Below are 26,935 nucleotides of genomic sequence, written 5' to 3' on the forward strand. Positions count from 1 at the left end.
TGTGACGCCTCCTCGCCGTACCAGGGCGGCGCTCCTGTCAGGTTGATCGCTCAACGACAGGTACCCGCGTAGGGGTTCCCGCTGCCCGGGATCTCAGCCGGTGCAACATCCCACCTGGCTTAGTTCGATGTAGTTCGCTGGAGAAAGGTGGACAACTGTGGATTCGTTCCACGCGGAACTTGCTCGGGTATGCGCCGAGCTGGAGACGCCGCTCTTCGGAGTGACGGGTGACAGCAACCTGTTCTTCGTCGACTCGTTCGTGCGGCGCGGGGGACACTATGTCGCCGTGACCCACGAGGGTGCCGCGGTGCTGATGGCGGCGGGGTACGCCAGTGTCTCGGACCGTGTGGGCCTTGCCAGCATCACGCAGGGGGCCATCACCAACACCGTCACGGCGCTCGCCGACGCGACGCGGTCCCATCTGCCGCTCGTGCTGTTCGCGGGGGAGACGCCATCCTGGGACGACGACAACGTGCAGTGCGTCCCCACGGACGAGATCGTGCGCTCGTCCGGAGCGGAGTATCTGAGGCTCGCACAGTTGGAGGACGCGGACGACGTTCTCTCCCTCGCGTTCCGTCGCGCCCGCCGCTCCGCGCGGCCCGTCGTCGTGGGCATCCCCACCGACTACGCGCACGAGCCCTGCTCCCTGTCCGGGGGCCTGTCCGAGATCGCGCGGGCGGACCGGTCCGACGCGGAGGTCCTGCCCACCCGAGAGGCGGTCCGGACGGCGGCGGACGTGCTCCTGCGGGCGCGTCGCCCGCTCATCCTGGCGGGGCGCGGGGCAACCGACGAAGCGGACCGCGCCGCGATGCTCGCCCTCGCCCGTCGCCTGGGCGCTCGGGTGGCGACGACGCTCCGAGCGAAGGAGCTGTTTCGCGGCGAACCCGCCGACCTCGGGATCTTCGGGGGCCTCCGGGCCGGCCGGTCGGCCGCGTACTTCGACGCGGCCGACGTGATCGTGGCCATGGGGGCGAGTTTGAACTCCTACACCACCTCCCAGGGAGCCGCGACACACGGCAAGCACGTCGTCCACATCGACACCGATGCGGCGAAGGCCCACTCCACACCTTCCATTCACGGCAGCGCGGCACCGACGGCGCGGGCACTGCTGGAGGAGTTGGCGGCGCGAGGCATCGATTCCGACCGGCCGCTCTGGGATACCGCCGGTCCCGCCGAGGCCGGACCGGCCGGCTCGGAGACCTCCGCCGAGATGTCCGGCGACCGGCGTCCCGACACGGTCGAGTACATCGAGAGCCTCGAACTGCTGGATTCGCTGCTTCCCCCAGATCGCCTGCTGACCGTCGACGGCGGCCGGATCTTCTTTGAATCGGTGCGGCGCATCTCGGTCGCGTCTCCGAGAGATTACGTGCACACGATGAGCATGGGATCGATCGGGCTCGGTCTCAGCCTGGCGATGGGGGCCTCCCTCGCTGACCCGGCCCGGCTCTCCGTCCTGGTCAGTGGTGACGGGGGCTTCATGCTCGGAGGTCTGTCCGAGTTCACGACGGCTGTCCGCCGGCGACTCAAGCTGCTCGTCGTCGTGTTGAACGACGGCTGTTACGGGGCGGAGCACCACCATTTCGTCAAGCGGGGTCACGATCCCGCCACCTCCTACTTCGACTGGCCGGACTTCGCCCCGGTCGCGCGAAGCCTTGGGGGACACGGGGTGGAGGTCCGTCAACTCGCGGACTTCCAGCGCGTCGCGGACGCGATCGCGGCCGAAACCTGGCCGCTTCTGGTCGACTTCAAGCTCGATCCGAACCGGATCCCGATGGAGTTCCACCGGACCCCTCCCGCTGCGCGCACAGGAGGGCACCCGTGAGAATCGGCATGCCCATCAACTACGCGCGCGACTTCCACCAGACGGTCGAGGGTTTGCGAGAGTACGAAGAAGGCGGTCTGGATGTCGTCTTCTTACCCGAGGCCTACACCTTCGACGCGGTGAGCCAGCTGGGTTACATCGCCGCGAAGACCTCGACCTTGCGTCTCTGCTCTTCGATCCTCAACATCTACTCCCGCACACCGACGTTGCTGGCGATGACTGCCGCTGGACTCGACTACGTCTCGGGTGGGCGCTTCATGATGGGCATCGGTGCGTCCGGTCCCCAGGTGATCGAGGGCTTTCACGGGCTACGGCACGACGCCCCGTTGGCACGGACCCGCGAGGTGGTGGAGATCTGCCACCAGGTTTGGCGGCGCGAGCCGGTGGAATTCCACGGCACGTACCACGACATCCCCCTCTCAACGGAGAAGGGCGGCTCGGGACTCGGAAAGCCGCTTAAGCTCATCAATCACCCGGTGCGCGACCGGATCCCCGTCATGCTGGCCGCCCTTGGGCCGAAGAACGTCGAACTGGCCGCCGAGTTGTTCGATGGCTGGGAGCCACTCTTCTACTTTCCGGAACGGGCGGGAGAGGCGTTCGCCGACGCGCTGCGAGCAGGTCGATCGAAGCGGTCGGCGGAGTTGCCCCCGCTGGACGTCATCGTCGATGCCAAGGTGCTCATAAGCGAGGACGACGCCGAACTGGCCGCAGGCCGGCAGCAGGTGCGCGAGCACCTGGCGCTGTACATCGGTGGCATGGGAGCGAAGGGAAAGAACTTCTACAACGACCTCGCCGGGCGCTTCGGGTTCGCCGACGCCGCCGCCGAGGTTCAGGAGCTCTTCCTGGCCGGCCGCAGGAAGGAGGCGGCGGCCGCGATACCGCGGCGACTCGTCGACGGCGTCGCGCTCGTCGGCGCTCCCGGTTGGGTGGCCGAACGACTGGCCGCGTTCGCCGAGTCCGGCGTCACCACGCTCAACGCCACTCCGCTCGCCGCCACCCACCAGCGCCGCGTCGAGGACATCACCGCTCTGCGAAGGTACGTGGGGTGAATTTTCGTACCGGGCCAAAACGCCCCCGTGACGGTTCTGAGCCGTGGTCTGGCTGAGTCCACTGTTCGAGTTTGCCCGCCACATTGACGCGATCGCCATCGGCCACGGCGCCGAAGGGGGCTGAACGCACGGTCCCCCTGCGTGTGCTTCGTGTGGCACGGCGGCGGCCATCTGGGAAGCTGAACCGCCGCCGCGCCGTGCTCAGCCGTTCTCCGAAGCCCGCGCCGCCGGTAGGTAGGTACGCAGGTGCCGGGCGGTGAGCGAGTCACCCGTGGAGACCAGGTCCGCGGGAGTGCCGGTGAAGACCACCCGGCCGCCGTCGTGGCCGGCACCCGGGCCGAGGTCGATGATCCAGTCGGCGTGGGCCATCACCGCCTGGTGGTGCTCGATGACGATGACCGTGTTGCCGTCGTCGACCAGCCGGTCCAGCAGGGCCAGGAGCTGGTCCACGTCCGCCAGGTGCAGGCCGGTGGTCGGCTCGTCCAGCACGTACGTGGTGGCCTTCTCCGCCATCCGGATGGCCAGCTTGAGCCGCTGCCGCTCGCCGCCGGACAGGGTGGTGAGCGGCTGGCCCAGGCTGAGGTAGCCCAGGCCCACGTCGGCGAGTCGGTTCAGGACGGCGCGGGCCGGGCCGGAGGCGAAGAAGTCGCGGGCCTCGGCCACCGACATGGCCAGCACCTCGCTGATGTCCTTGCCGCGCAGCTTGTGGGTGAGCACCTCGGGGGTGAACCGCTTCCCCTCGCACTGCTCGCACACCGACGCCACCCCGGCCATCATCGCCAGGTCGGTGTAGACCAGGCCGATGCCCTTGCAGTTCTGGCAGGCCCCCTCGGAGTTCGCGCTGAACAGGGCGGCCTTGACCCCGTTGGCCTTGGCGAAGGCGGTACGGATCGCATCGAGCAACCCGCTGTAGGTGGCCGGGTTGCTGCGGCGCGACCCCCGGATCGGGGCCTGGTCGACCACCGCGACGTCGTCCCGGAGGGGGAGCGAGCCGTGGATCAGCGAGCTCTTGCCCGAGCCGGCGACGCCGGTGACCACGGTCAGCACGCCCAGCGGGATGTCGACGCTCACGTCCTTCAGGTTGTGCAGGCGGGCGCCGGTGATGGACAGCTGCCCGCTGGGCTGCCGTACCTTCTCACGCAGGCGGGCCCGGTGGTCCAGGTGGCGGCCGGTCAGGGAATCCGACGCGCGCAGCCCGGCCACGTCGCCGGTGAAGCAGATCCGCCCGCCGGACGAACCGGCCCCGGGACCGAGGTCGACCACGTGGTCGGCGATCTCGATCGTCTCCGGCTTGTGCTCGACCACCAGGACCGTGTTGCCCTTGTCGCGCAGCCGGAGCAGCAGGCCGTTCATCCGCTCGATGTCGTGCGGGTGCAGGCCCACCGTGGGCTCGTCGAAGACGTAGGTGACGTCGGTCAGGCTGGAGCCGAGATGCCGGACCATCTTCACCCGCTGGGCCTCGCCTCCGGACAGGGTGCCGGATTCGCGGTCCAGGCTCAGGTAGCCCAGGCCGATCTCGACCAGCGAGTCCAGGGTGTTGCGCAGGGTGGCGATCAGCGGTCGTACCGACTCGTCCTCGATGTCCCGGACGAAGTCGGCCAGGTCGCTGATCTGCATGGCGGCGCAGTCGGCGATGTTGCGGCCGTTGATCTTCGAGCCCAGTGCGGCGGGGTTGAGCCTGGTGCCGCCGCACGCCTGGCAGCTGGTGAACGTCACGGCCCGGTCCACGAACGCCCGGATGTGCGGCTGCATGGACTCGCGGTCCTTGGCGAGGTAGAGCCGCCGCACCTTGACCAGGAGCCCCTCGTAGGTGGTGTTCATGGTGCCGATCTTGATCTTGGTGGCGGGTCTGTGCAGGAAGTCCTCCCACTGGGCCGGGGTGTAGTCCTTCAGCTTGACGTCGCGGTCGAAGAATCCGGAGTGGGCTATCGACTGCCAGTACCACGAGTCCACATTGAAGTTCGGGGCGGTGATCGCTCCCTCGTTGAGCGAGAGGTCGACGTCGACCAGCTGGGAGACGTCGACGTCCGACACCCGGCCGAGTCCCTCGCACTTCGGGCACATGCCCTCGGCGCTGTTGAAGCTGAACGCGGTCGAGGTGCCGACGTGCGGGGTGCCGATCCGGCTGAAGACGATCCGCAGCATCGTCTGCGCGTCGGTCGCCGTGCCGACCGTGGAGCGGGAGTTGGCGCCCATCCGCTCCTGGTCGACGACGATCGCCGCGCTCAGGTTGCGCAGGGCGTCGACGTCGGGCCGGCCGAGGCTCGGCATGAACGACTGGACGAAGGCGGTGTAGGTCTCGTTGATCAGCCGCTGCGACTCCGCGGCGATGGTGCCGAAGACGAGGGAGGACTTTCCGGAGCCGGATACCCCGGTGAAGACGGTGAGCCGGCGCTTGGGAATGTCCAGCGAGACGTCGGCCAGGTTGTTCTCCCTGGCGCCGCGGACCTCGATCACGTCGTGGCTGTCCGCGGCGGCCCGGCCGTGCCGCGTGTCGTGGTCGTCGGTGGGGGTGGGGCTGGAGGGGAACACTGACCTTCTCCCTTGATATCCTTAGGGTGTAAAGAGATAGCCCGGTAAAGTTAGTTTATGCCGTAAGGAGTGGCAAGTTGGTCGTCTTCGCCGGACAGGGCGACGCGCGCCGTTCGATGGCACTGCTGTGGCATACCTCGAGGTCGGAAGAGGGGCGCCCCGGCCCCAAGCCCGGTCTGAGCGTGGATGTGATCGTGGATACGGCCATCGCCGTCGCCGACTCCGAGGGGATGGCCGCGCTCTCCATGCGCGCGGTGGGTGAACGGCTCGGCCGCACCGCCATGGCCCTCTACACCTACGTGCCCAGTAAGAGCGAGCTGGTCGACCTGATGTACGACCGGGCCCTGGCCGAGTTGCCCACCTCCTATGAGCTGGGGGCGGGCTGGCGGGCGGCCGTGACCTCCTGGGCCGAGGAGGCCTGGGCGTTCTACCTGCGCCACCCGTGGGTGCTGCAGGTCTCGCAGGCGCGCCCGGTGCTGGGCCCCAACGAGTACGTCATGCTGGAGACGGCGCTGCGCATCCTCCGCGAGACGGGCCTTACGGCCGGGGTGCTGCGGCGCCTCGTCGGGGTGCTGTTCCACTTCGTGCGCGCGGCGGCGCAGACGGTCACGGAGTCGCGCCAGGCCCCGGGGGCGACCGGGATGTCCGACGAGGAGTGGTGGTACGCCCGCTCGGCCCTGCTGGAGGAGGTCGCGCCGGACTTCGCCGAGCGGTTCCCGACGCTGACCTGGCTCGACAGCGAGGGTGCCTACCAGTCCGAGGACGAGAGCGTGCCCTACCTGGAACAGGAGGCGAAGGAGACCTTCGCGGCCGGTCTCGCCGTCCTCCTGGACGGCATCGAGGCGGCCGTGAACAGGGCCGGCGTACGAGCACTTCCATGATCCGCAGGGCGTGCGGGGCCCTGGTGGCACGGCCCGGCTGACCGATCCTCGCCACGGCAGGGTCCGCGGGGCAGGGGCCTAACGGGCGTCGGGGCCGAAGGCCCGCAGGAACGTGTGGACGGCGGCGCGGGCCACGGCTCGCAGTTCGGCGTCGCCGACCTGGCGGGTTCCCAGCCGGGACCTGGCCTCCATCGGGCCGGTGAGCAGGGCGTTGAACTGTTCGGCCGCCTGTGCCGGGTCGATCGCGTGCAGGCGACCGGCGAGCGTGAGCCGGGCCAGCCGGTCGGTCAGGGCCTGGGCGACGCGCTCGGCCGCGCGTCCCTGGACGATGTCGAGCAGGTCGGGGAACTGGTTGAGCTCCGCCGAGAGCAGCCGCCGCAGTGCCCAGGAACGATCGTCGCAGTAGCACTGGAGCAGGCTGTGGCCGACCTCCTCCAGCATGGCGCGTGGCTCGCCGTGCTCGGTGAGCCGCTCCAGTACGGCCAGGTTCCTGGCCAGCGCCCTGTCGGCCTGAGCGGTGATCGCCTGGCGTAGCAGGGTCTCCTTGTCGCCGAAGTGGTTGTACACGGTGGCCTTGGCGACGCCCGCCTCGGCGGCGATCATGTCCACCCCGGCCTGGGCGTACCCCTGGCGGGCGAACACCGTGAACGCGGCATCCAGGATCGCCTGCCGCTTGTCGATGCGTCCGCGCGCGACGGAGGGGCTGACGGAGGAGCTCTGGTCGGCCGAGATTCCGCTCATAGGCCGCATCATACTTCCCAAACCACCCGATTGGACTAATCGGTCTGGTTTTTTAGACTAGATTGACTAAGACTCATGGGTCTCTTAATTTGGTCTCACTGGTCTAGTTCGTTGTGATCGAAGCGGAGAGAACCCATGACAGAACCGCGAGACGACCGGCTGGATCCGGCACTGCTGCGGCTGATCGGCGTGATTTTGCTCGGCGGGCTGCTGGGCATCCTCAACAGCACGATGGCCGCCGTCGCCACCGACACCCTGGCCGCCGCCTTCGACACCTCGCTGAGCACGATCGGCTGGGCCTCCACCGGTTTCCTGCTGGCCGTCACGGCCACCATCCCCTTCGCCACCTGGGCCGTCGACCGGTTCGGCGGCAGGCGGCTCTGGCTGATCGGCCTCCTGCTGTTCCTGGCCGGATCGCTCGCCTCCGGGCTGGCCTGGGACGTCGGCAGCCTGATCGTCTTCCGCGTCGTCCAGGGCCTCGGCGCCGGCCTCCTCGACCCGCTCGTGCTGGTCCTGCTGGCCCGGGCCGCAGGTCCGCATCGCGCGGGACGCGTGATGGGCCTGATGGGCGTGGTCCTCTCCCTCGGCCCGGTCCTCGGGCCGATCCTGGGCGGCGCCATCCTCCAGGGACTGCAGCGGCGATGGATGTTCCTGCTCAGCGTGCCCGTCGGCGTCATCGCCCTGCTGCTCGCCCTGCGCGTGCTGCCCACCGACCCGCCGGCCGAGCGGCAGCCGCAGGTCCGGCTCGACGTCATCGGCCTGGCCCTGATCGGTCCGGGCTTCGCGGCGCTCATCCTGGCCCTGTCGCAGACGGCCGAGCAGGGCACGTTCACCGCCTGGCAGGCGCTCAGCCCGCTGGCCGCCGGTGCCGCGCTGCTGATCGGCTACACGATCCACGCGTTCCGCACCCGGCGCACGCCACCCCTGATCGACCTGCGACTGTTCGCCGGCCGCGGTTTCACCGCGAGCGTCACCATCATGGGCCTGGGCGGCCTCGCGAACTTCGCCGTCTTCTTCGCGCTGCCGCTGTACTACCAGCAGGCGCACGGGTACGGCGTGTTCGCCGCCGGGCTGCTGATGGCGCCCGTGGGCCTCGGCGGCTCCATCGCCATGCCGCTGGCCGGACGGCTGTCGGACCGGCTCGGCGCTCGCGGGCTGGCGGGCGGCGGCGCGCTCGTGGCCGCCCTCAGCGCGCTGGCCTTCACCCAGATCGGAGCGGAAACCCCCGAGGTGTGGCCCGTGCTGGGCGCCCTCACCATCGGCCTGGGCATGGGCTTCTTCAGCGCCCCCACGATGGGATCGCTGTATCGCACACTGCCCGCCCCGATGGTGGCGCAGGGCAGCTCGGTGCTCTACATGCTCAACCAGCTCGGCGCCGCGATCGGGGTCGCCGTCGTCACGCTCATCCTGCAGACCGCCGACGACGCGACAGCCGGCTTCCACGGCGTCTTCTGGTTCACCGTCACCGTGATCGCGGTCATCCTGGCCGCCATCCCGCTCCTGCCGGGCCGGCCCCGGGCACAGCTCGTACCGGAGACGCCATCACCGGTGCCCTCTCCATCCAGGCGGAGCTGAGCCCGGCGTCGGGACGGCCCGGTCGTGGACCGGGCCGTTCCCCTCCTCCCGGACCCCTCGGGGCCCGGGCGCCGGTGGTGCGGCCGGCGAGCCCGGGACCGTCCCGGAGCTCAGCTGAACATCGCCTCCATGGTCTCGTGTGACTGCTCCTTCTTCGCGTCGGACTCGCTGCCCCAGCAGGTGTTGAGGATGATCCGGGTGCGGTCCTCCGACAGCGGGACCGTGCGGTGCAGCGTCGTGTCGGAGCGCAGGAAGTAGATGTCGCCGCTCTGGTGGGCGTAGGTGCTGATCGGGTAGCGGATGAGGTGGTCGTGGACCCGGGGGTCCTCCTTCACCCAGTTGGTGTGCGGAACGCACTGGAGCATGCCGCCGTACTCGCTGCTCGGCGCCTCCAGGATCCAGATGAGGGTGAAGCTGAAGTCGCCCCAGTGCCAGCCGTGGGTGTCGCCCTGCTTCTCCTGGCGGATGATGACGTACTTCTCCTCGTCCCAGGGGCAGTTGACGACGGGTTCGTTCGCCAGCCGGCCCAGGAAGCCCTTGAGGGCGGGGGAGTCGTAGAGCTCCGGGATCAGGGAGCTGTCGCCGGCGATGGACTGCTGGCTGACCGTGCTCATCTTGCGCGGGGAGTTGCTGGTCTCCTTGAGGTTGATGTCGATCCGGCGCGCGTGCAGGTCGAGCAGGCGCTCCACCTCGTCCGAGACGAGATCCTTGACCTCCTCGGAGACCACATTCCGCAGTTTGACGTAGCCGTTCCTGCGGAAATCATGGGAGAATCTGCGGATTTCCCAGGGGTCCTGAAAGGTCTTTTCGAGATGCTCCGCGATCCGGTCGTCGAGTGAGAGCGTCCCGAGGCCGGTCTCGTAGTCGTGAGTCGGCATACGGTTTCTCCTCCGTGGTTATCGAGGTTTCCAGAACCGTAACACGCGAGTGGTGTCCGCAATTGGCGTGCGTTGTCCGCCCCGTTCCCCTGTGAAAGCATGAGCGGATTCCATCCGATCGGCTTCAGCGATTACTCGGACTACGCAGGGACGAGCGTCATGAACACCAAAGTCACATTCGTCGAGCTGTCTGCATTCGAGGCCATCCTGCCCCTTGCCTCCGGTTACATGCAGGCTTACGCACAGCACGATCCGGAGGTGGGGTCGCGATGTGATTTCGAGATCTTCTCCGCCCCGGTGTCCGCGGACAGAAATGAGGTGATCGCAGAACTCCTGGAAAAGCGCAGCGACGTCTACGCCATCAGTTGCTACATCTGGAACATCGGATTCGCGCGCGCGGTGCTGGCCGCGCTGTACGAGCGGCTCCCGGCGGCCCGGTTCATCCTCGGCGGTCCCCAGGTCATGCTGCACGCCGAGGAGTACGTCGCCCCCGAACAGGAGAACGTCGTCGTCTGCAACGGCGAGGGCGAGAAGACGATGCTGCAGTACCTGCGCCAGGTGATCGGCGGCGACCCCGACTTCTCGGCCGTCGACGGGATCAGCTTCTGGCGGTCGGGGGAACTCGTCACCACCGAGGCCGCCGAGCGGGTGCGTGACCTGATGGAGGTGCCCTCGCCCTTCACCTCCGGCGTCTTCGAGGAGGGCAAGTACACCACCGCCATCCTGGAGACCAACCGCGGATGCCCGTTCAGCTGCGGTTTCTGCTTCTGGGGCGCGGCGACCAACGACAAGGTCCACAAGTTCGAGGACCAGCGGGTCCGCGACGACATCACCTGGATCAGCAAGCACGACTTCGTGTCGATCTTCATCGCGGACGCCAACTGGGGCATGGCCCCGCGCGACGTGGAACTGACCCGCCACCTGGTGGAGTGCAGCGAGGAGAACGGCTACCCGGTGATGGTCTCGATGGCCGCGGCCAAGAACAAGCCCGACCGGATGGCCGAGATCACCGAGATCCTCGTGCAGGGAGGACTGCTGACCAGCCAGCCCATCTCCCTGCAGTCGATGAGCTCCAGGACCCTGGAGTTGGTCGACCGCTCGAACATCAAGCCCGCGACCTACACCGAGTTGCAGAGAACGCTCAGGGAGAAGCGCATCAGCTCCTACATCGAGCTGATCTGGCCGCTTCCCGGAGAGACTCTGGAGTCATACAAGGAGGGAATCGCGGAACTGTGCCGGCTCCGTGCCGACACGCTCATCGTCTATCCGCAACTCCTGCTGCACAACACCTCGATATACGCCAAACGGGAGCTTCTCGGAGTGCAGGTGGAACGCGTTCCCAGTGATGTCACGGAAGCCGACGTGGTGGTCGGCACCAACTGGGTAAGCCGCACGGAGTGCGAGCGCGGCACCTGGTTCTACTACGCCGTCCACTCGCTCTACAACCTACGCGGCCTGTATTACCTCGCCAATTATCTGGAGAGGTCCGGAATAAGGCGGCTGGAGGATTTCTTCACCGACGCCGCGACGTATTTCGAGAGCCGTACCGACACCGAGGTCGCCAGTTTCTTCCGCGATTCCGTGCAGAAACTCTGGAACTACGACTTCCATAATTTCGGGATGGTCGCGCACCTCGTCCTGCACTCGCACCGCGAGGAGTTCGACGGGCTGCTCGTCGACTTCGCCCGCGGTCAGTCCTGGTGGCGGGACGCCGGGGCACGGGCCGCGTTCGAGCTCGACCTGCTGGCCAGGCCCTACATCTACCTGGCCAGGCCCAAGCCGCCGGGCTACGACTTCACCGAGCTGCGCGTCGAGCCGCACGGCAGGACGGCCTCGGTCGTCGACATGCCCGCCGACCTGGCCGCCCTCCTCATCGACCTCGACGTGACCGGCCTGGAGGCCGGCCAGGAGCACCTCACCCGGCTGGTGCTCGACCACCCGCGCGGGCGGAAGCTGCCGTTCATGCCCGAGCGCAGCCTGGAGCACAACGCCTCCTACTGCCAGGGCATGGTGCTGCGGCTGCGGGAGTATCTGCCCACCTGGCGGCCGGAGTCCGAGGTCGCCGCGCTGCCGGGCCGCCGCTGAGCCGCCCGGCCGGGCCGCGGAGGGCTCGCGCATGACGAGGGCCGTGAGGATCATCCTCACGGCCCTCGTCCTGCGCGGGCATCCCGCCCGGCGGGATGCCCGCTGGCTCAGACCCCGGCCTTCGCCTCGGCCTTGACCGACGCGCCGTCCACCGCCTCGGCGAAGTCGGCGAGCACCGGGTTCTCGAACAGCACTCTGATCGGCACGTTCACGGTGAACGTCTCCCGTACCCGGGTGATCACCTGCGCGGCCACCAGGGAGTGACCGCCGATCTCCAGGAAGTCGTCCTCCCGGGCGACTCGCCTGAGCTTCAGCACCTCGGCCCAGATCACCGCGATCGTCTGCTCCGTCGGCGTCCGCGGCGCGTCGAAGTCGTCCTCGCCGCCCCCGTCGCCGTCCAAGCCACCCGAGCCGGGCTCCGGCAGTGCCTGGCGGTCCACCTTGCCAGAGGAGGTCAGCGGCATTGCGTTCAGCGTCAGGTAGGAGGCGGGCAGCATGTACGCGGGCAGCGAGCCCTGCAGGAACCGGTGCAGCTCGCCGGTCAGGCCGCTGCGGTCGGCGATGATCCTGGAGGCGTCGTCGAGCACGACGTAGGCGACCAGCCGGTCGTCGCGCGCGACGACCGCCGCCTCGCGGACGCCCGGGTAGCGGGTGATCGCCGCCTCGATCTCGGCCGGTTCCACCCGGAAACCGCGGATCTTCACCTGCGCATCGACCCGGCCCACGTACTGCAGCCGGCCATCGGGCAGGTAGCGGACCAGGTCACCGGTGCGGTAGAGCCGCGCCCCCGGAGGGCCGTACGGATCGGGCATGAACGACCGCGCGGTCATGCCGGGCCTGCCCCGGTAGCCGTGGGCCAGACCGGCGCCGCCGACGTACAGCTCCCCGGGCACACCGGCCGGGAGCGGGTTGAGCCGGCGGTCCATCACGTAGGTCCTGAAGTTGGCCAGCGGCCGGCCGATCGGCGGGGCGTACGCCGCGGCGGGGTCGCACGCGCCCATCGTGGCGCACACGGTCGTCTCCGTCGGCCCGTAGGCGTTGACGAACCTGCGGCCCGGCCCCCAGGTCCGCACCAGCCCGGTCGGGCACTGCTCGCCCGCGACCACCATCAACCTGACCGTGCCCAGCTCGTCGCCCCTGAGCGTGCTGAGGAACGTCGGCGGGAAGGTGGCCGCGGTCACGCCCTGGTCGCTGATGACCTTCGCCGTCTCCTGCGGGGTCATGGCCGAGGGGTCCAGCACGCACAGCGCCGACCCGTTCGGCAGCGCCATCGTGATCTCCCAGATCGAGGCGTCGAAGCTGAGCGAGGCGAAGAGCGCCACCCGGTCGTCGGGCGTCAGGGAGAACTCCCGCGACAGGGCCGAGGCGAGGTTGCTCACGCCGCGGTGCGGCACCTCCACCCCCTTGGGACGGCCGGTCGATCCAGAGGTGTAGATGAGGTAGGCGGTGGCGTCGGGCGCGGGCGTCACGCCGGGGCTGGTGACCGGCTCCTCCGCCTCGATCGCGCTCCACCCGGTGTCCAGCTCGACCGTGCGCACCCGGCCGCCGCGCACCCGGCCGGCGTGCTCGGCCACGGTCAGGACCAGCCCGGTTCCGCTGTCGTCCAGGATGTGGCCGAGCCGGTCGGGCGGCAGCGCCGGGTCCAGCGGCAGGTAGACACCGCCGGACTTGACGGTGCCGAGGAAGGCGACGAGCGCCTCGGCCGAGCGGCCGGTCATCGAGCCGACGACCTGGCCTGGCCGCACCCCGTCACGGATCAGCCGGTGGGCCACCCGGTTGGCGCGCTCGTCCAGCTCACGGTAGGTCAGCCGCCGCTCGCCGCAGAGCACCGCGAGCGCGTCGGGGGCGGCGGCGGCGCGCGCCTCGAACAGCGCGCCGATGCTCGCCCCCTCGTCGAAGGGGGTCTCGGTACGGTTCCACTCGGCGACCACCAGCCGCAGTTGCTCGGCGTCCAGCAGGGACAGGCGCGAGATGGGCCGGGTGGGGTCGCCCACGGCGTCGGTCAGGAGCGTGACGTACTGCTCGGCCCTGGTCCTGGCGCCGGACGCGTCGAACAGGTCGAGCGCGTAGCGCACCTCGCCCTCCAGCGAGCCGGGCACCAGGACCAGCGCCAGATCCGAGGCCAGCGGGAAGCGGTCCGCCACCAGCTCCGAGGTCCGCACGCCAGGCAGTCGCAGCGCGCTCCAGGCCGGGGCCGTCTGGTCGAACTCCGCCTGGTAGAGCGGCCGCACACCGCTGGAGGCGTCCAGCCGCAGTTCCTCGGCGAGCCGGTGCGCCGGGTAGGAGCCGTGCGCGGCCGCCCCGTCGAGCGCGTCACGCACCCGCGCGACGACGGTGGCGAACGACGGGTCGCCCTCGCAGCCGATCCGGATCGGGAACACCGGGGCGCGGCCGTCGCCGGGCACGGGTACGCCGACCACGACCTCGTCCTGTCCCGACCAGCGGCACAGCGCGACGGCCCAGGCGGCCAGGGTGACGGCCCGGGTGTCGGTGCGGGGAGTGGCCGCCTCGGCCTGCCCCGACCAGCGCGACAGCGCCATCGCCCGCGCGGCCTGGGTGACGGCTCCGTTGCCGGTGCCGGACTCGCGCGCGAGGGCCTCGACCCGCGCGGCCGTCTCCGGCGGGACGCCGAAGGTCACCCGGGCGCCCGTGAGGCCGGGTACGGCGGGACGGCCGCGGTCGGCGGGCAGGTCGAGGACGGGGGGCGTGCCGTCGAGCCGGTCACGCCAGTAGGCGAGATCGGCGGCGTCGCCGGCCTCCGGGAAGGACGCGGCGTGACCGTTCGAACCGGCCGCGGGGGAGGTGTCGCCGGCGGCGCGTCCGCCGGGGGACGCGTCAAGGGGGCCGTGGCCGCCTGCGGAGATGCCGTTGGACGGGTGCCCGTTGCGAGGGACGCCGTCGCGAGCGGCGGCGGAGGAGCCGGCCGCGCTCTCGTAGGCCCGGGAGATCTCCCCGGCGAGACCGGCCAGGACGCGCTCGTCGGCCACCAGCCGGTGCGCCGTCATGACGAGCGCGTGGTCGTCGTCGGCCAGCCGGGCCAGGGCGATCCGGAGCGGCGGCCCTGCTTCGAGGTCGAGGCCGCGGTTGGCCTGCTCGGAGACCAGGCGCGCCAGCGATTCCTCGCGGCGGCCCGGTTCGTGCCTGCCCAGTTCCACCGGCCGGGGAACGGCGACGGGCGTGGTGCCGGGCTCGGGACCACCCGGCAGTGCCGGCCGTAGGTCCTCGCGCGCCTCCAGCACGTCCTCCAGCGCGGCGGTCAGGGCCTTCTCGTCCAGAGACCCGCGTAGCCGCGCGGCGAGGGTGACCTGGTCGGTGTGGTCACCGGCGGGTTTTGCCCGGTAGGACCTCCACTCGCTCTCCTGGATCGGCGACATGTCCGGCATGAGGTGCTCCAATCAGTGCCCTGCGTGGTCGAGTTCGAGATGGACGGGGACGCGGTCGACGCCCCACATGAGGTTCGAGCGCAGCCGCTTGACCGGCCCGGTGAGTTCCATATGGGCCACCCGGCGGGTCAGCTCCTCCAGCAGCACGCGTAGTTCGAACCTGGCCAGCGCCGCACCGATGCACAGGTGCCTGCCGAGGCCGAACGTGAGGTGCCGGTTGGGGGTGCGGCCGACGTCGAAGCGGCGCGCGTCGGGGAAGGCGTCCTCGTCGCGGTTGACGGCCGGGTGCCACACGCTGACCCGCTCACCGGCCCGGATGGTCTGCTCTCCGATCCTCGTGTCGCGCAGCGCGGTGCGCATGACGTTGAGGCTGGGGGCGGTCCAGCGCAGCACCTCCTCCACGGCGGTCGGGATGAGCGAGGGGTCCTCGCGCAGCCGCCGCCACTCGCCGGGGTTCTCCACCAGGGCGATGACGGCTCCCGCCGAGGCGTGCCTGGTCGTCTCGTTGCCCCCGGTGATGAGGCCGTTGATGTTGAGCAGGATCTCCTCGTCGGTGAGGGGCGTTCCGTCGATCCGGCCGCGGATCAGCACGCTGATCACGTCGTCGCCGAGGTCGCCGCGCCGTTCGGCCAGCAGGTCGGCGTAGTACGCGAAGATGTTGGCGTTCGCCTCGGCCTTCTCCGCGTCGGAGATGACGTCGTCGGAGGTGGCGGAGCCGAACGCGGTGCGCGTCCACTGGATCATCAGGTCCCAGTCGGCGCGGGGCACGCCCAGCAGCTCGCAGATGACCGAGAGCGGTAGCCTGCCCGCCACCGTGTCGACGAAGTCGAAGGAGTCCCTGGGCGCGTTCTCCTCCAGCATCCCGCCCACCGTCTCGCGCATCGCGCCTTCGAGGCGGCGTACCACCCGGGGAGTGAGCGCGGGGTTCATCACGTCGCGCAACTGGCTGTGGCGGCCGTCGGTGACGATGAGCATCTTGCCCGCGGCGGCGCGGGCGGCGGACTCGGTCTGCCCGACCTGCATTCCCCGCTCGGAGGTGAAATTCGTCTTGTCGAGATAGACGGCCACACCGTCGGCGTATTTGGTGAACGCCCAGAAACTCGGCCCCGCCGATCTGGAGTTCCAGAACATCGGCCGGTGCTCCTGCAGGTAATGCAGGACGCCGAGGCCCGAGTCGGGTGCCGTGTAGATGTCCGGATCGGCGAGATCCAGCTCGTTCAGATCAACCGTCGTGTCCACTGTCATGTGGAATTCCTCCGTGCGTACACATCGAAGATGTCCGTGTTCCTCAGCAGGGGATCCTGGCCGATGTCGACCTGGAATCCACGGCCGGTGAGATCGCCGCGTACGGACGCCAGCCTGCCGTCGATGTCATGGACCTGCATGACGATTTGGTCGACCGCGCCCCAGTCATCGGGGGCGATTCCATCCAGCACATCGCACTCGGCTTTCTCGACGTTGATTTTCAGCAGCCCTATACGGTGCACGCCCTCGGCGGCCATCACCTCTGAGATCGTCCGCACCCGGCACTCCTGCCTCTCCGTGACGTGCCTGCCCTCGGCCATGTCCGTCACGTCCTCGGGAGCGAACCCGCTGTTGGCCAGGAAAGTCCTGGTCACCTCCGCATCGTGGTCGACGTCGGTGTACATCCCGGACATCGCGGTGGTCTCCGGATAGACGGTGAGAGTCGCCGTTCCCGGGGTATGGGAGAGCGCGCAGTCGAACGCCTTGGCGTTCAGGCCGTGGGCGGCCAGATTCGCGCACAGTGCGTCGTAAAGCGGCCGGGCAGGCTCGAAGGCAAGAATTCGAGTGCCCGGACATTCCCAGTGAAACGCCAGCGCCGCGATTCCTATGTTAGCGCCCACGTCGAACACCGTCATTCCCGGCTCAAGGCGTACGTCGTGTCTGAAGTAACTTCTGTCGCCCACGATGCTGCGATACTGCAGGCTGGTCTCGGCGGGATTGAGCTGGAATACCACATGTCCGTCCGGCAGTGTCATCTGGCGTACCCGCTGATTGTTTTCCAGGATGTCTCTCCGCTGATTTCGCATATCATCACCCTTAACAAAAAGCTTATTCCAGTCAACCAGAGGTGAAACCCGACAGGGACGGAACGATCTTATGGACACGCAGAGAACAGAAGTCGGGGCGCCGGCGGAAAAGCCGCCCTCGCTCTGGCGCAATCCCGACTTCAACCGGCTCTGGGCCGGTCAGTCGATCTCGGTCCTCGGCTCCGAGCTGACCACCCTGGCCCTTCCGCTGACCGCGATCCTCATGCTGCAGGCCAGCTCCTTCGAGGTCGGTCTGCTCAACACCATGCGCACGATCGCCGCGCTGCTGCTGACGCTGATCGCCGGTGTGCTCATCGACCGCTACCGGCGCAGACCCCTCATGGTCGGCTCCGACATCGGGCGGGCCGCGGTCGTGGCCCTGATCCCGATCGCGGCCTTCGCCGGGTTCATGGACATGTGGGTGCTCTATGTGGTCGCCGTGGTGGTCGGTGGCCTCTCGGTGGTCTTCGAGATCGCCTACGCCGCCTACATGCCGACGCTGCTGAGCGAGGAGCAGCTGGTGGCCGGCAACAGCCGGATGGCGGCGACCGAGTCGGTGGGCGCCATCGCGGGCTCCAGCGCTGGAGGCGTGCTCATCGACCTGTTCCGGCCGGCGTACGTGATGCTGGGAGACGCGATCTCCTTCCTGGTCTCCGCCTTCGCCCTGTCGCGCATCCGTCACGTCGAGCCGCCCGTCGAGCGCCAGGACAGCGGCGGGCGCGGCGCCGTCGCGGCGATGCTCCACGACATCAAGCACGGCCTGAAGGTCACCTACCGCAACGCCTACGCCCGCCCGCTGATCCTCAACTCCGCCGGGGCGAACTTCGGGTCGATGATGATCCTGACCCTGTTCATCCTGTACGCGGCCAGGGAGCTCCAGCTGTCGGGCACCTGGATCGGCTTCATCTACGCGGTGGGCAGTATCGGCGGCGTCATCGGCGCCGTCTTCGCGGGCAGGCTGTTCGAGAAGCTCGGCTACGGGCGCGGCATCATGACCGCCCTGATCGCGTTCCGGGTGCTGTGCCTCACGCCGTTCGTGGCCGGTCCGCAGTGGCTGCAGATCACCCTGTTCTCGGCGATCTGGTTCGTCACGGTGTTCGGCGTGGTGGCCGGGAACATCGGCCAGCTCACGCTCTTCCAGTACGTGATCCCCAACCACCTGCGCGGCCGGGTCATCGGCGCGAGCCGCGCGGTCTACCTCGGCATCCTGCCGCTGGCCGCGATGCTGGCCGGGGTGCTGGGCGAGCTGATCGGGGTCAAGCCCGCCATCTACGCCGGTGCCGCGTTCCTGCTGCCCTGGATCATCCTGCTCTTCCTGTCGCCGGTGCCGAACCTGCGCAGGCTGGAGGACGCCGAGATCCTGCAGGACATCGAGGAGCCCGCCGGGAAGCCCGGCGGGCGCGAGGACGGCAAGGACACCTGAGGTCAACCCGGGATTCGCGCGGACATGCTCCGCGCGATCTCGTCGAGCAGGGCGGCGGGCGCCTGGAGGTAGCTCCAGTGCCCGCCGTCCAGCACGGTGTGGCGGGTCCGGCCGTAGAACTCCCAGCCGCCCATCTGCTCAGGGGGGATCTGCGTGTCCCCCGACCAGCCGATCGTGGTGATCGGGCACGGCAGTTCCACCGGGTCGGTCCGCTCGAAGCGGCCGTAGGCGGCCACGTCGGCGCGCATGACGTTCGCGGCCATCTCCACCAGTTCGGGCAGCGGCTCCGCGCCGCGCGCCCGCATGAGATCCGACACCAGCGCGCCCACCTGCTCCTCGTCGAGCCGCAGGATGCTCGGCCACGACGCCCGGTGCGGAGGGACCATCGAGGAGGCGAACAGGTGGCTGGGCAGCGGGCCGCCGCGCTCCATGAGCAGCAGCGTCGCCTCGTAGCCGATGAAGACGGTGCCGCAGTGGCTGATGAAGCCGAACGGCCGGTCCAGGTAGGGCTCCAGGCCCTTCAGCATCTCGGCGGCGACCTGCGCGTAGCTCTCGAACGACGGCTCGCGCAGCCGGTTCTCCCTGCCGGGCAACTGCACCGGGCACAGCTCGATCCCGTCCACCTCGGTGGGCCACCCGTGGTACATCGACGCCCCGGCACCCGGGTAGGGCAGGCACCACAGCCGTGCCCTCGCCTCGGGGTCGGGGGCGCGCAGCAGCCACGTGGGGCGGCTCCTCCTCCGCCTTCTCTCGGTCATCGTGTGCTTCCTTCCGCCCTGATGGTCTGGATGAGGGTCTCGGGTGTCGGTGCCCTGAGGAACTCGCGCAGCCGGATCCGCACGCCGTAGCGGCTCCCGATCTCCTCGACGAGACGGGTGGCCGACAGGGAGTCGCCGCCGGAGCGGATGAAGTGGTCGCCCAGCGCGCCGCGCGCGCCGAGCGCCCGCTCCCACAGCTCCAGCACCCCCGCCGTCACCGGGTCCGTGCTCCTCTCCCGCCCGCGCGGGGACTCCCCCCAGGAGGGCGCGGGCAGGGCGCGGCGGTCCACCTTGCCGGCCGCGTTCAGCGGCAGCCGCTCCAGCGCCGTCCAGGCGGTCGGAACCATCGGCTCGGGCAGCCGGGCCGAGGCGAAGGCGCGCAGTTCCCCGATCTCGAACCGGGCACCGTCCGCGGCGCTCTCCGTGGCACCCTCCGGAGTGACGGCATGGACGACGTAGGCGCACAGCCTCAGGTCGCCGACGGGACCCGGCACACCCGTGACCACGCACTCGCGCACCCCGGGGTGCCGGAGCAGCACGGCCTCCACCTCCGCGGGCTCCACCCGGTGGCCGCGGATCTTGACCTGCGCATCGACGCGGCCGTGATGCTCCAGCCGCCCGTCAGGCCGCTCCCTGACCAGGTCACCGGTCCGGTAGACACGGCCTCCCCCACCGGCGGGGTCGGGCAGGAAGCGCTCGGCGGTGCGGGCCGCCTCGCCCAGGTAGCCGCGGGCCAGCTCGGGTCCCGACACGAACAGCTCGCCGACCTCGCCCGCCGCGACCGGCCTCAGGTCCGAGGTCAGCACGCCGGCGCCGACCTCGGGCCAGGCACGTCCGATGGGGGGACGGGTCCGCTTGGCGGCCTCGTCGGCGGTGACCGAGGTACAGCGGTCCTCCAGCGGTACCAGGCAGCTGGTCACGCCGTTGGCCTCGGCGGAGCCGTACTCCACCGCGACCTCGAAGGGCAGGTCGGGTGCGGGCCACACGCGCACCGCGTCGCTGCCGACCGTCATGAGCCGCAGCGACGTCTCCGCCGGCCACGGCAGGCCGTACAGCGGTTCGGCGAGCGGCATGTTCACGTACGCGCGGGTGATTCCCGAAGCGACCATCCAGTCACGCAGCTCGGACGGCGAGCCCGCGGTCGCCGCGTCGGCGACGTGCACGCTCGCACCCGAGCAGAGATAGGGCCACAGCTCCACCACCGAGACCGACGAGGCCGGGGGAGCCAGCCAGCTGGAGCGGTCGGCGGGGGTGATGCGGTAGGCCTCGGTGTGGGTGGCGACCCGGTGGGCGATCGCCCGGTGGGTCACCCCGACGAGCTTGGGCCGCCCGGTCGACCCGGAGGTGTGCACCGCGTACGCGAGCTGGTCGGGATGCGCGGGGACGCCGGGCCCTTCGGCGGCGGGTTCGGCGTCCAGGGGGCCGTCGATCACCACGGGACAGCCGTCGAGCACCGGGGCGAGACGGTCCTCGGGCCAGCCGGGGTCGAGCAGCACCGCCGTGCCGCCCGCCTTGCAGACGGCCAGCAGCGCGACGAGCAGCTCGGGGGAGCGGTCCAGCCGTAGCGGGACCGGTGTCTCCGGGCCGACGCCGCGGTGCAGGAGCGACCGGGCCAGGCCGTTGGCACGGGCGTCGAGTTCCCGGTAGGTAAGCGACACGGCCCCGGAGACCAGGGCCGTGCTGTCCGGCGTCTCGAGCGCCCTCTTCTCGAACAGGGTGTGGACGACGTCCACCTGTCCCTCCGTTCACCCGGCCTTGGCGTCGTGGATGCCGCGGACGGGGATCTCGCCGCTGGCGACCTGGTTGAGGATGAGCCTGGCCCACTCCTCCACGCTGCGGTTCATCCGGCGGGCCGCGTCACGCCACGACTGCTCCTGGTCGGCGGGTACGTCTATCTGGATCACGGCCTTCTGCCTGGCGGTCTCCGGGGCCCGGCCGGAGAGGGCGGCGGTGCGGTGCGCCTTGATCTGGCTGCGCAGGCGGTTGCGGGACCAGTTGAAGCGTTCCGCACGGTCCAGCCAGAGCGTCTGCTCGTGCTCGGGGAGCGCGGCCACCTCCGCGTGGTGCTGGAGGCTGAGCCTGTCTCGCCGGCGGGATACCGGGAAGCGCCGGGCGACCCAGGCGTAGTTGCGCAGGGTCTGGATGTCGAGGGAGCTCTCCTCGACCGCTCTCTTGTAGCGGTCGGTGTACTCGTTCTCGCCGTAGACCAGCCAGTCGCCGAGCCACCAGGCGGAGGAGTCGGCGATGAGGGAGATCTGGTGGCCGATCCGGCGCCAGGTGTCGAAGGGAAGGCTCACCGGGAGCTGGAGCCCGGTCCGCCTCGGCTTGGCGGACGCGTCCAGGGCGAGTTTGGAACCCTGGGAAGGGGTGGCGCGCGGGCCGGGGACGGATGGTCTGTCATCACGTGGGGGCGGCGCCTGGCGGTTCGCCTCTCGGTTGGGGGAGAGCACCTGCATGCGACTTTTCCTCCGGATTTCTGTGCATGTGGAGTGAGTCAGGTCGGTACCTTACCCACGGTTTTCGGTAGCGCACTTTCGATCATGAGTAATTTCCTGATGCCCTTTCCGGGGTGCGGCGGAAAGCTGGAATCAGGCCGATGACCAGCGAAAACTCCATTGTCCTTGGCGACTATTTTTGTTCTGTGATATGCGCGCCCAGGCAAAATGCGACCTATTGGAAACGGAATTAGTCCATGACCTATCCAGGGTTTCGGTCCGCGAATACACGCACGGTACGTCGTTACGCGATCGCGTACGGTCTCGCCGTCGTGCTGCCCGCCGCGCTGGCGCTGCTGATGCTGGGGTTCGACGCGGGGACGGCCGCCGGCCCCGTCCCGATGCCCTCGGTGGGGGTGGGCCGGCAGCAGCAGGTGCCGGCCACCCCCCTGCTGCTGTTCTCCATCACCGTGGTCGTCGCGCTGGCCCATCTCGGCGGAGCCGTCCTGAGGCGGCTCGGCCAGCCCCGGGTGATCGGGGAGATGGCCGCCGGCATCGTGCTCGGCCCCTCCCTGCTCGGCGCCGTCTGGCCCGAGGCGTACCGCGCGCTGTTCCCCGGCGCCGTCATGCCCTACCTGAACCTGCTGGCCCAGTTCGGACTGGCCTTCTTCATGTTCCTGGTCGGGCTGGAGCTCCGCGGCGACCTGCTGCGCGGGCGGGGCCGGATCGCGCTGCTCTGCGGCCAGGCGAGCGTGGCCATCCCGTTCGCGCTCGGGGTCGCGCTGGCCCTGCTGATCTACGCGCCGCTGGCGGCCGCGCCCGTCGAGTTCCCGGTCTTCGCGCTGTTCGTCGGCGCCGCGCTGAGCGTCACCGCGTTCCCCGTGCTGGCCAGGATCCTGCTGGAACGCGGGCTCTTCCACACCCCGACCGGGGCGCTGACCATCACCTGCGCCGCCATCGCCGACGTGACCGCGTGGTTGCTGCTGGCCGTGGCGATCACCATGGCCAGGGGCTCCTCACCCGCCGAGGCGCTGCGCACGCTCGGTCTCACCGCGGCCTTCGCCGCCGTCATGGTCGGGGTGGTACGGCCGCTGCTGGCCCGGCTGCTGCGCCGGGGGCTCTCCCAGGAGGCGACGCTGCCCGTCGTCATCGTGGGCCTGCTCGTCTCGGGGCTGCTGACCGAGCTGATCGGCATTCACCTGATCTTCGGCGCGTTCCTGTTCGGCGTCCTGTTCCCCCGCGACGGTGACGTGCGGCTGAGGCGGGTCCGCGAGCGCACCCAGGACTTCACCACTTCCTTCCTGCTGCCGCCCTTCTTCGCCTTCGTCGGGCTCAACACCCAGATCGGGCTGCTCGGCCAGGACCTCGCGATGTGGGGCTGGTGCCTGCTGATCCTCGCCGTCGCGGTGGCGGGCAAGATCGGCGGCGTGCCGGCCGTCGCCAGGCCGCTGGGCGTGCCGTGGCGGGAGGCCTCGCGGCTCGGGGTGCTGATGAACTGCCGGGGCGTGACCGAGCTGGTGATCCTGAGCATCGGCCTCGGTCTCGGCATCATCACCCAGGCGCTTTTCACCATGCTGGTGATCGTCGCGCTGGTCTCCACCGCCGCGACCGCGCCCCTGCTGGAGTTGCTGGACCGCCGGGACGCACGGCGCGATCGTGAGGTACGGGGCACGGCGGAGGCCCGGGTACGCCGGTCCGCCTGAGCGGCCTTTAGGAGGCGCGGGGCAGCACCCGGGGCTCCGCGCCCAGCTCGCGCAGCTTGGCGCGGACCTCGCCGGGACTCTCCCCGGCGACGGTGAGCCGGGAGGTGGCGAACACCTCGCCGTCGGCGTCGGTGATCGGGGCGCCGCTGTAGGGGACCTCGCCGCTGAAGCGGGCGGCGCAGAGATGGTCGCGGAGCTCGGGCCTGGCGTGCAGGGAGAAGATCGGCAACCGGGTGGCCATCGCGGCCAGCCGCATGGTGCCCGACACCCGGGGGTTGATCTCCAGCAGGTGCACCTCGCCGGCCGGGGTCAGCAGGAACTCCGCCTCCAGGTAGCCGTGCGCCTCGGCCAGATCGGCCAGCCGCTTGCCCACGGCTCGCAGCTTGCGGTCCCAGGTGCCGCCGAGCGCCGGGTCCGGGCAGAGCCGCAGCCGCTGCCACGGCGGCACCAGGTCCTGGGTGGTCGGACCCTTCCACACCGGCGGGAAGGTCGCCGTGCCGTGCTCGTCACGGTAGATCAGCACCGAGTACTCGACCCCGTCGACGTACAGCTCGCCCAGCTCGTTGGGGGCCAGACGGCACTCGCCCGCGCGGGCCAGCCGGGTGCCGACACTCTGCGTCCCGTGCCGGTCCTTGATCACCACGGGGGTGTCGGGGCCGGCCTCGGGCAGCGGCTCACCGGCCCGCGCCCACGGTGGGGAGACCAGGCGGTAGCGGTCGAAGAACTCCTTCATCAGGATCTTGTCGCTGCCCAGCGAGGCGCAGAGCCGTGACTGGCACTCGGTCCGGTGGCCGAGCTCGCGGAGCCGGAATGCGAGCAACTGGTCGCGGCCGAGCGTCGCGTGGCTGGAATGGAAGATCACCGTCGCCCGCGGGGCCCGGCCGATCGCCTCCAGCAGCGGGGCCATGTCCACGCCGGCGTCCTCCCCGGTGAAGACGGCCCGGTCCCCGGGGGCGAGGTCGACGAAATGGCCGAACCAGCTCTCCAGGCTGGCGGGGGCGACGGCATGGATAACGGGAAACGTCTGTCGGCTCATTTGGATTACTCCGGAATCGACGCTGGAAACAGGGACGACGTTACGCGGTACGGGCCATCGAGAATGCCTCGTCGAACGCCTCCAGATACGCACCGACCAGCGGTGAGTTCTGTTCCCAGAGGAAATTCACCGGCAATTTCATCCAGCGGGCGAACAATTCTGCGGAACGCGGAAACGGGCGGTCGTTCGCCGTGGCCGCGGCCCGCACCGCGGCGGCGACCTGGGGTGACCAGTCAGGCGCGGTGCCCTGGAAGAGGGGGAAGAGGTGCAGCGGCCGGGTGGCCGGGGCGCGCACCTTCAGACCGCGCTCCTGGCCGGCCGCCACCAGGCCGTCCCTGCTGAACGGGCACTCCGGCGTCACCTCGACGACCCCGTCGTACCACGCGCCCATCGTGACGCCCTCGGCGATGGGGGAGGGACGCACCCCCGGCAGCTCGCCGAGCCCCGAAGACAGGGCCGACACGTTGGCCACCCGGCGCTCCACCAGCTCGTCCAGCCGGTCGAGGTGGCTCTGGGCCAGTACCGCGCCGGGCGTGGAGATGCGGAAGTTGCCGCCGAGACCGGTCAGCAGGAACGGCCGGTAGCGGACGGCGTCGATGGTCAGGTCGGTGCGGTGCCGGAAGTTGGTCAGCAGGCAGGCGCGGGCGAAGACGTCCTCGGAGTCGGTCAGCAGCATGCCGCCCATGCCCCCGGAGACCAGCTTCCTGCCGCCCACACTGAAGATCGCGATATCGCCCAGGGAGCCCACCGGCCGGGAACGGAAGGTGGAGCCGTGGGCGTGCGAGCAGTCCTCGACCAGGGCGAGCCCGCGCCGGGAGGCCACCGCCCGCAGGGCGTCCATGTCGCAGCTGTGGCCCCACAGATGGGTGACGACGATCGCGACGGTACGCGGCGTGACCAGTGCCTCCACGGCCGAGGGGACCACGTTCCCGGTGGCGTCGCCCGCGTCGCAGAGCACCGGCACCGCGCCCAGCAGGAACAGCGGCGAGGCGGTGCTGAAGAACGTGAGGTCCGGGACGATCACCTCGTCACCGGGGCCGATGCCCAGCGCGAAGTAGGCGGCCAGCAGTCCCGCGGTACCCGAGGTGAGCGCCAGGGCGTGGGCGCGGCCGTGCCGCTCGGCGAACGACCGCTCCAGCTCGGCCAGCTCGGGCCCGTAGTCGTAGTCGAACGTGCGCCCCCGCGTCACCAGCTCGGCGACCCTGGCCGCCGTGCCGTCGTCGTAGACCGGCCATTCGAGCGGGTGCGGCGGGCCCGCGAGTCCACCTTCCAGCGAGCTCACGCGTCCAGCTCCCGGCGCGCCACCAGCCTGGTCACCGCGTGGGTGTGCGGCTCCTCGTGGCCGGTGTGGGTGTGGGTGGAGTCGGTGTCGGTGGCGCTCAGCAGGGTCCATCCGTCGTACCTGGCGAGGTACCAGTCGTGGGGCAGCAGGACCGGCAGGCGCATCTCGCCGGCGGGAGGCCGGTAGGCGTGACCGCCGTTGAACATCAGCAGGGCGTTGACCCCTCCCGGGGAGGTCGCGGCCTGGAGCCTGGCGATGACGTCGGCCACCTGCCTCTCGTCCCGCAGCCAGTGCAGGACGCTGCACGCCAGCACCCCGTCGAACGAGCCGGGCGCGAGCCGGGTGGTGCGCGCGTCGCCCCGGCGCCACTCGATCCCGCCGGCCCCACCGCCGGTACTGCCCCAGGCCCGCGCGCCGTTCTCCAGCGCGGCGGCCGACACGTCCATCGCCAGCACCCGCGCGCCCCGCTGGGCGAGTCGCACCGCGTTGCGCCCCTCGCCACATCCCACGTCGAGCACCGTGGGCGCGCCCGCGCCAGGTGCAGCGGAGGGCGGAGCGATCTCCTCGGGTGCCGGGGGCAGCGAGAGCGCGTCCGCCAGGGTGTCGGAGATCCCGTCCGGCCTGCGCCCCCACAGGCAGGTGGTCCGGGTGTAGCGGGCGTCGCAACCACCGTCGTCGTAGCCGTTCGATCGTGTGTGAGGTCTCATCTGGCGGAGGCTAGGCGCGGCCCTGAGCACCGTCAACGGAGGTGGGCGGCCGCCGTGCGCCGCGAGGTCCGCGCGGGTACGAGCCTCGACTTGTCGCGCGCCGAGCTCACCCGGGTGGGGTAGTCGCCGGTGATGCACCCCTCGCAGAGGCCCTCGCCTGCCGCGCTCCCGAGCGTGTGCCGCATGCCCGCCACCGACAGATGCGCCAGGCTCGTCGCGCCGATGATCCGGCACACCTCCTCGATCTCGCGCCCGGTCGCCACCAGCTCACCGGTGTCGACGATGTCCACCCCGTAGTGGCAGGGCGAGATCAGCGGCGGCGCGGCGATCCGCACGTGCACCTCGCTCGCCCCCGACTCGCGCAGCAGCGCGACGATGCGCCGCATGGTGGACCCGCGCACCATCGAGTCGTCGACCACCACGACCCTGGCCCCTTCCACCGGCGAGCCGACGGAGAACTTGCGCCGCAGCTTGCGCTCACGCCGTCGCAGGTCGGGCTCGATGAACGTCCTGCCCACCCGCTCGTCACGGACCAGCGCCCCGGCCAGCGGCAGTCCCGCGGCCCGCGCGTACGCCCGGGTGGAGGCGATGCGG

20 protein-coding genes are annotated in these 26,935 nt (G+C 70.2%); 7 read left to right on the plus strand and 13 right to left on the minus strand.

Annotated features, from left to right (window positions below; translation table 11 throughout):
• The first annotated feature begins 157 nt into the window (after window positions 1–157).
• Together ABZU75_RS20715 and ABZU75_RS20720 are read left to right on the plus strand one after the other, a co-directional pair.
• The gene (locus ABZU75_RS20715) at window positions 158–1,822 is read left to right on the plus strand and encodes a thiamine pyrophosphate-dependent enzyme (protein WP_355556423.1); all 1,665 of its coding nucleotides are present in this window, start codon (window positions 158–160) and stop codon (window positions 1,820–1,822) included.
• Window positions 1,819–2,871: an LLM class F420-dependent oxidoreductase gene (locus ABZU75_RS20720; protein ID WP_355556427.1), complete on the plus strand. Its 1,053-nt coding sequence runs from the start codon at window positions 1,819–1,821 to the stop codon at window positions 2,869–2,871. Before ABZU75_RS20715 ends, ABZU75_RS20720 begins: the two co-directional genes overlap by 4 nt.
• A 201-nt stretch (window positions 2,872–3,072) precedes the next feature.
• On the opposite strand, the gene ABZU75_RS20725 is transcribed toward ABZU75_RS20720, so the two are convergent.
• Window positions 3,073–5,403, minus strand: coding sequence for an excinuclease ABC subunit UvrA (locus ABZU75_RS20725; protein WP_355556430.1), 2,331 nt, complete (start codon window positions 5,401–5,403; stop codon window positions 3,073–3,075).
• A gap of 77 nt (window positions 5,404–5,480) precedes the next feature.
• Between ABZU75_RS20725 and ABZU75_RS20730 the strand changes: the two genes are divergently transcribed.
• The gene (locus tag ABZU75_RS20730) at window positions 5,481–6,284 is read left to right on the plus strand and encodes a TetR/AcrR family transcriptional regulator (protein WP_355556433.1); all 804 of its coding nucleotides are present in this window, start codon (window positions 5,481–5,483) and stop codon (window positions 6,282–6,284) included.
• 78 nt (window positions 6,285–6,362) lie between these two features.
• Here ABZU75_RS20730 and ABZU75_RS20735 read toward each other — a convergent pair whose 3' ends face one another.
• Window positions 6,363–7,025 carry a TetR/AcrR family transcriptional regulator gene (locus tag ABZU75_RS20735; RefSeq protein ID WP_355556435.1) on the minus strand — a complete coding sequence of 221 codons (663 nt, stop codon included), beginning with the start codon at window positions 7,023–7,025 and terminating at the stop codon, window positions 6,363–6,365.
• 135 nt (window positions 7,026–7,160) lie between these two features.
• On the opposite strand from ABZU75_RS20735, the gene ABZU75_RS20740 reads away from it, so the two are divergent.
• The gene (locus tag ABZU75_RS20740) at window positions 7,161–8,600 is read left to right on the plus strand and encodes a DHA2 family efflux MFS transporter permease subunit (RefSeq protein ID WP_355556438.1); all 1,440 of its coding nucleotides are present in this window, start codon (window positions 7,161–7,163) and stop codon (window positions 8,598–8,600) included.
• A 110-nt stretch (window positions 8,601–8,710) separates the two neighbouring features.
• Here the strand turns inward: ABZU75_RS20740 and ABZU75_RS20745 are convergent, their stop codons facing one another.
• Window positions 8,711–9,478 carry a hypothetical protein gene (locus ABZU75_RS20745; protein WP_350962105.1) on the minus strand — a complete coding sequence of 256 codons (768 nt, stop codon included), beginning with the start codon at window positions 9,476–9,478 and terminating at the stop codon, window positions 8,711–8,713.
• A 159-nt stretch (window positions 9,479–9,637) separates the two neighbouring features.
• Between ABZU75_RS20745 and ABZU75_RS20750 the strand changes: the two genes are divergently transcribed.
• The gene (locus ABZU75_RS20750; protein WP_355556441.1) at window positions 9,638–11,563 is read left to right on the plus strand and encodes a cobalamin-dependent protein; all 1,926 of its coding nucleotides are present in this window, start codon (window positions 9,638–9,640) and stop codon (window positions 11,561–11,563) included.
• 107 nt (window positions 11,564–11,670) lie between these two features.
• On the opposite strand, the gene ABZU75_RS20755 is transcribed toward ABZU75_RS20750, so the two are convergent.
• Genes ABZU75_RS20755 through ABZU75_RS20765 form a run of 3 tightly spaced genes read right to left on the minus strand, consistent with a single transcriptional unit; the run spans window position 11,671 to window position 16,946 of the window.
• Complete coding sequence (locus tag ABZU75_RS20755; protein ID WP_355556444.1) at window positions 11,671–14,946, minus strand: amino acid adenylation domain-containing protein; 3,276 nt, start codon at window positions 14,944–14,946, stop codon at window positions 11,671–11,673.
• Between the two features lie 12 nt (window positions 14,947–14,958).
• Complete coding sequence (locus ABZU75_RS20760; RefSeq protein WP_355556446.1) at window positions 14,959–16,191, minus strand: cytochrome P450; 1,233 nt, start codon at window positions 16,189–16,191, stop codon at window positions 14,959–14,961.
• A complete protein-coding gene (locus ABZU75_RS20765; protein ID WP_355556449.1) occupies window positions 16,188–16,946 on the minus strand; it encodes an FkbM family methyltransferase in 759 nt (252 codons plus the stop codon). The genes ABZU75_RS20760 and ABZU75_RS20765 overlap by 4 nt, the downstream gene beginning before the upstream one ends.
• Before the next feature lie 121 nt (window positions 16,947–17,067).
• Here ABZU75_RS20765 and ABZU75_RS20770 point away from each other — a divergent pair, with 121 nt between their 5' ends.
• Window positions 17,068–18,420 (plus strand): MFS transporter, encoded by a 1,353-nt coding sequence (locus tag ABZU75_RS20770; RefSeq protein WP_355556452.1) that lies wholly within the window; start codon window positions 17,068–17,070, stop codon window positions 18,418–18,420.
• Window positions 18,421–18,422: 2 nt separating this feature from the next.
• On the opposite strand, the gene ABZU75_RS20775 is transcribed toward ABZU75_RS20770, so the two are convergent.
• Genes ABZU75_RS20775 through ABZU75_RS20785 form a run of 3 tightly spaced genes read right to left on the minus strand, consistent with a single transcriptional unit; the run spans window position 18,423 to window position 21,634 of the window.
• Window positions 18,423–19,178: a thioesterase domain-containing protein gene (locus ABZU75_RS20775; protein WP_355556454.1), complete on the minus strand. Its 756-nt coding sequence runs from the start codon at window positions 19,176–19,178 to the stop codon at window positions 18,423–18,425.
• Window positions 19,175–20,911, minus strand: coding sequence for a non-ribosomal peptide synthetase (locus tag ABZU75_RS20780; protein ID WP_355556457.1), 1,737 nt, complete (start codon window positions 20,909–20,911; stop codon window positions 19,175–19,177). The genes ABZU75_RS20775 and ABZU75_RS20780 overlap by 4 nt, the downstream gene beginning before the upstream one ends.
• A 12-nt stretch (window positions 20,912–20,923) precedes the next feature.
• Complete coding sequence (locus ABZU75_RS20785) at window positions 20,924–21,634, minus strand: LmbU family transcriptional regulator (RefSeq protein WP_355556460.1); 711 nt, start codon at window positions 21,632–21,634, stop codon at window positions 20,924–20,926.
• A gap of 236 nt (window positions 21,635–21,870) precedes the next feature.
• On the opposite strand from ABZU75_RS20785, the gene ABZU75_RS20790 reads away from it, so the two are divergent.
• Window positions 21,871–23,316 (plus strand): cation:proton antiporter, encoded by a 1,446-nt coding sequence (locus ABZU75_RS20790; RefSeq protein WP_355556462.1) that lies wholly within the window; start codon window positions 21,871–21,873, stop codon window positions 23,314–23,316.
• A gap of 7 nt (window positions 23,317–23,323) precedes the next feature.
• Here the strand turns inward: ABZU75_RS20790 and ABZU75_RS20795 are convergent, their stop codons facing one another.
• From ABZU75_RS20795 to ABZU75_RS20810, 4 genes are all read right to left on the minus strand, one after another.
• Window positions 23,324–24,352 (minus strand): hypothetical protein, encoded by a 1,029-nt coding sequence (locus ABZU75_RS20795; protein ID WP_355556465.1) that lies wholly within the window; start codon window positions 24,350–24,352, stop codon window positions 23,324–23,326.
• Between the two features lie 40 nt (window positions 24,353–24,392).
• The gene (locus ABZU75_RS20800) at window positions 24,393–25,634 is read right to left on the minus strand and encodes a DegT/DnrJ/EryC1/StrS family aminotransferase (protein ID WP_355556468.1); all 1,242 of its coding nucleotides are present in this window, start codon (window positions 25,632–25,634) and stop codon (window positions 24,393–24,395) included.
• A complete protein-coding gene (locus tag ABZU75_RS20805) occupies window positions 25,631–26,341 on the minus strand; it encodes a class I SAM-dependent methyltransferase (protein WP_355556471.1) in 711 nt (236 codons plus the stop codon). The genes ABZU75_RS20800 and ABZU75_RS20805 overlap by 4 nt, the downstream gene beginning before the upstream one ends.
• 32 nt (window positions 26,342–26,373) lie before the next feature.
• On the minus strand, window positions 26,374–26,935 hold a 562-nt coding region (locus tag ABZU75_RS20810), incomplete at its 5' end, for a phosphoribosyltransferase family protein (protein WP_355556474.1).

Source organism: Streptosporangium sp. NPDC005286, assembly GCF_040607515.1.
GTDB lineage: Bacteria > Actinomycetota > Actinomycetes > Streptosporangiales > Streptosporangiaceae > Streptosporangium.

Excerpts from the sequence above, each read along its gene's own strand:
- ABZU75_RS20765 (WP_355556449.1), bottom strand. The coding sequence starts at position 16,946 with ATGACACTGCCGGACGGACATGTGGTATTCCAGCTCAATCCCGCCGAG.
- ABZU75_RS20790 (WP_355556462.1), top strand. The coding sequence starts at position 21,871 with ATGACCTATCCAGGGTTTCGGTCCGCGAATACACGCACGGTACGTCGT.
- ABZU75_RS20760 (WP_355556446.1), bottom strand. The coding sequence starts at position 16,191 with ATGACAGTGGACACGACGGTTGATCTGAACGAGCTGGATCTCGCCGAT.
- ABZU75_RS20805 (WP_355556471.1), bottom strand. The coding sequence starts at position 26,341 with ATGAGACCTCACACACGATCGAACGGCTACGACGACGGTGGTTGCGAC.
- ABZU75_RS20775 (WP_355556454.1), bottom strand. The coding sequence starts at position 19,178 with ATGACCGAGAGAAGGCGGAGGAGGAGCCGCCCCACGTGGCTGCTGCGC.
- ABZU75_RS20755 (WP_355556444.1), bottom strand. The coding sequence starts at position 14,946 with ATGCCGGACATGTCGCCGATCCAGGAGAGCGAGTGGAGGTCCTACCGG.
- ABZU75_RS20785 (WP_355556460.1), bottom strand. The coding sequence starts at position 21,634 with ATGCAGGTGCTCTCCCCCAACCGAGAGGCGAACCGCCAGGCGCCGCCC.
- ABZU75_RS20740 (WP_355556438.1), top strand. The coding sequence starts at position 7,161 with ATGACAGAACCGCGAGACGACCGGCTGGATCCGGCACTGCTGCGGCTG.
- ABZU75_RS20770 (WP_355556452.1), top strand. The coding sequence starts at position 17,068 with ATGGACACGCAGAGAACAGAAGTCGGGGCGCCGGCGGAAAAGCCGCCC.
- ABZU75_RS20735 (WP_355556435.1), bottom strand. The coding sequence starts at position 7,025 with ATGAGCGGAATCTCGGCCGACCAGAGCTCCTCCGTCAGCCCCTCCGTC.
- ABZU75_RS20745 (WP_350962105.1), bottom strand. The coding sequence starts at position 9,478 with ATGCCGACTCACGACTACGAGACCGGCCTCGGGACGCTCTCACTCGAC.
- ABZU75_RS20750 (WP_355556441.1), top strand. The coding sequence starts at position 9,638 with ATGAACACCAAAGTCACATTCGTCGAGCTGTCTGCATTCGAGGCCATC.
- ABZU75_RS20795 (WP_355556465.1), bottom strand. The coding sequence starts at position 24,352 with ATGAGCCGACAGACGTTTCCCGTTATCCATGCCGTCGCCCCCGCCAGC.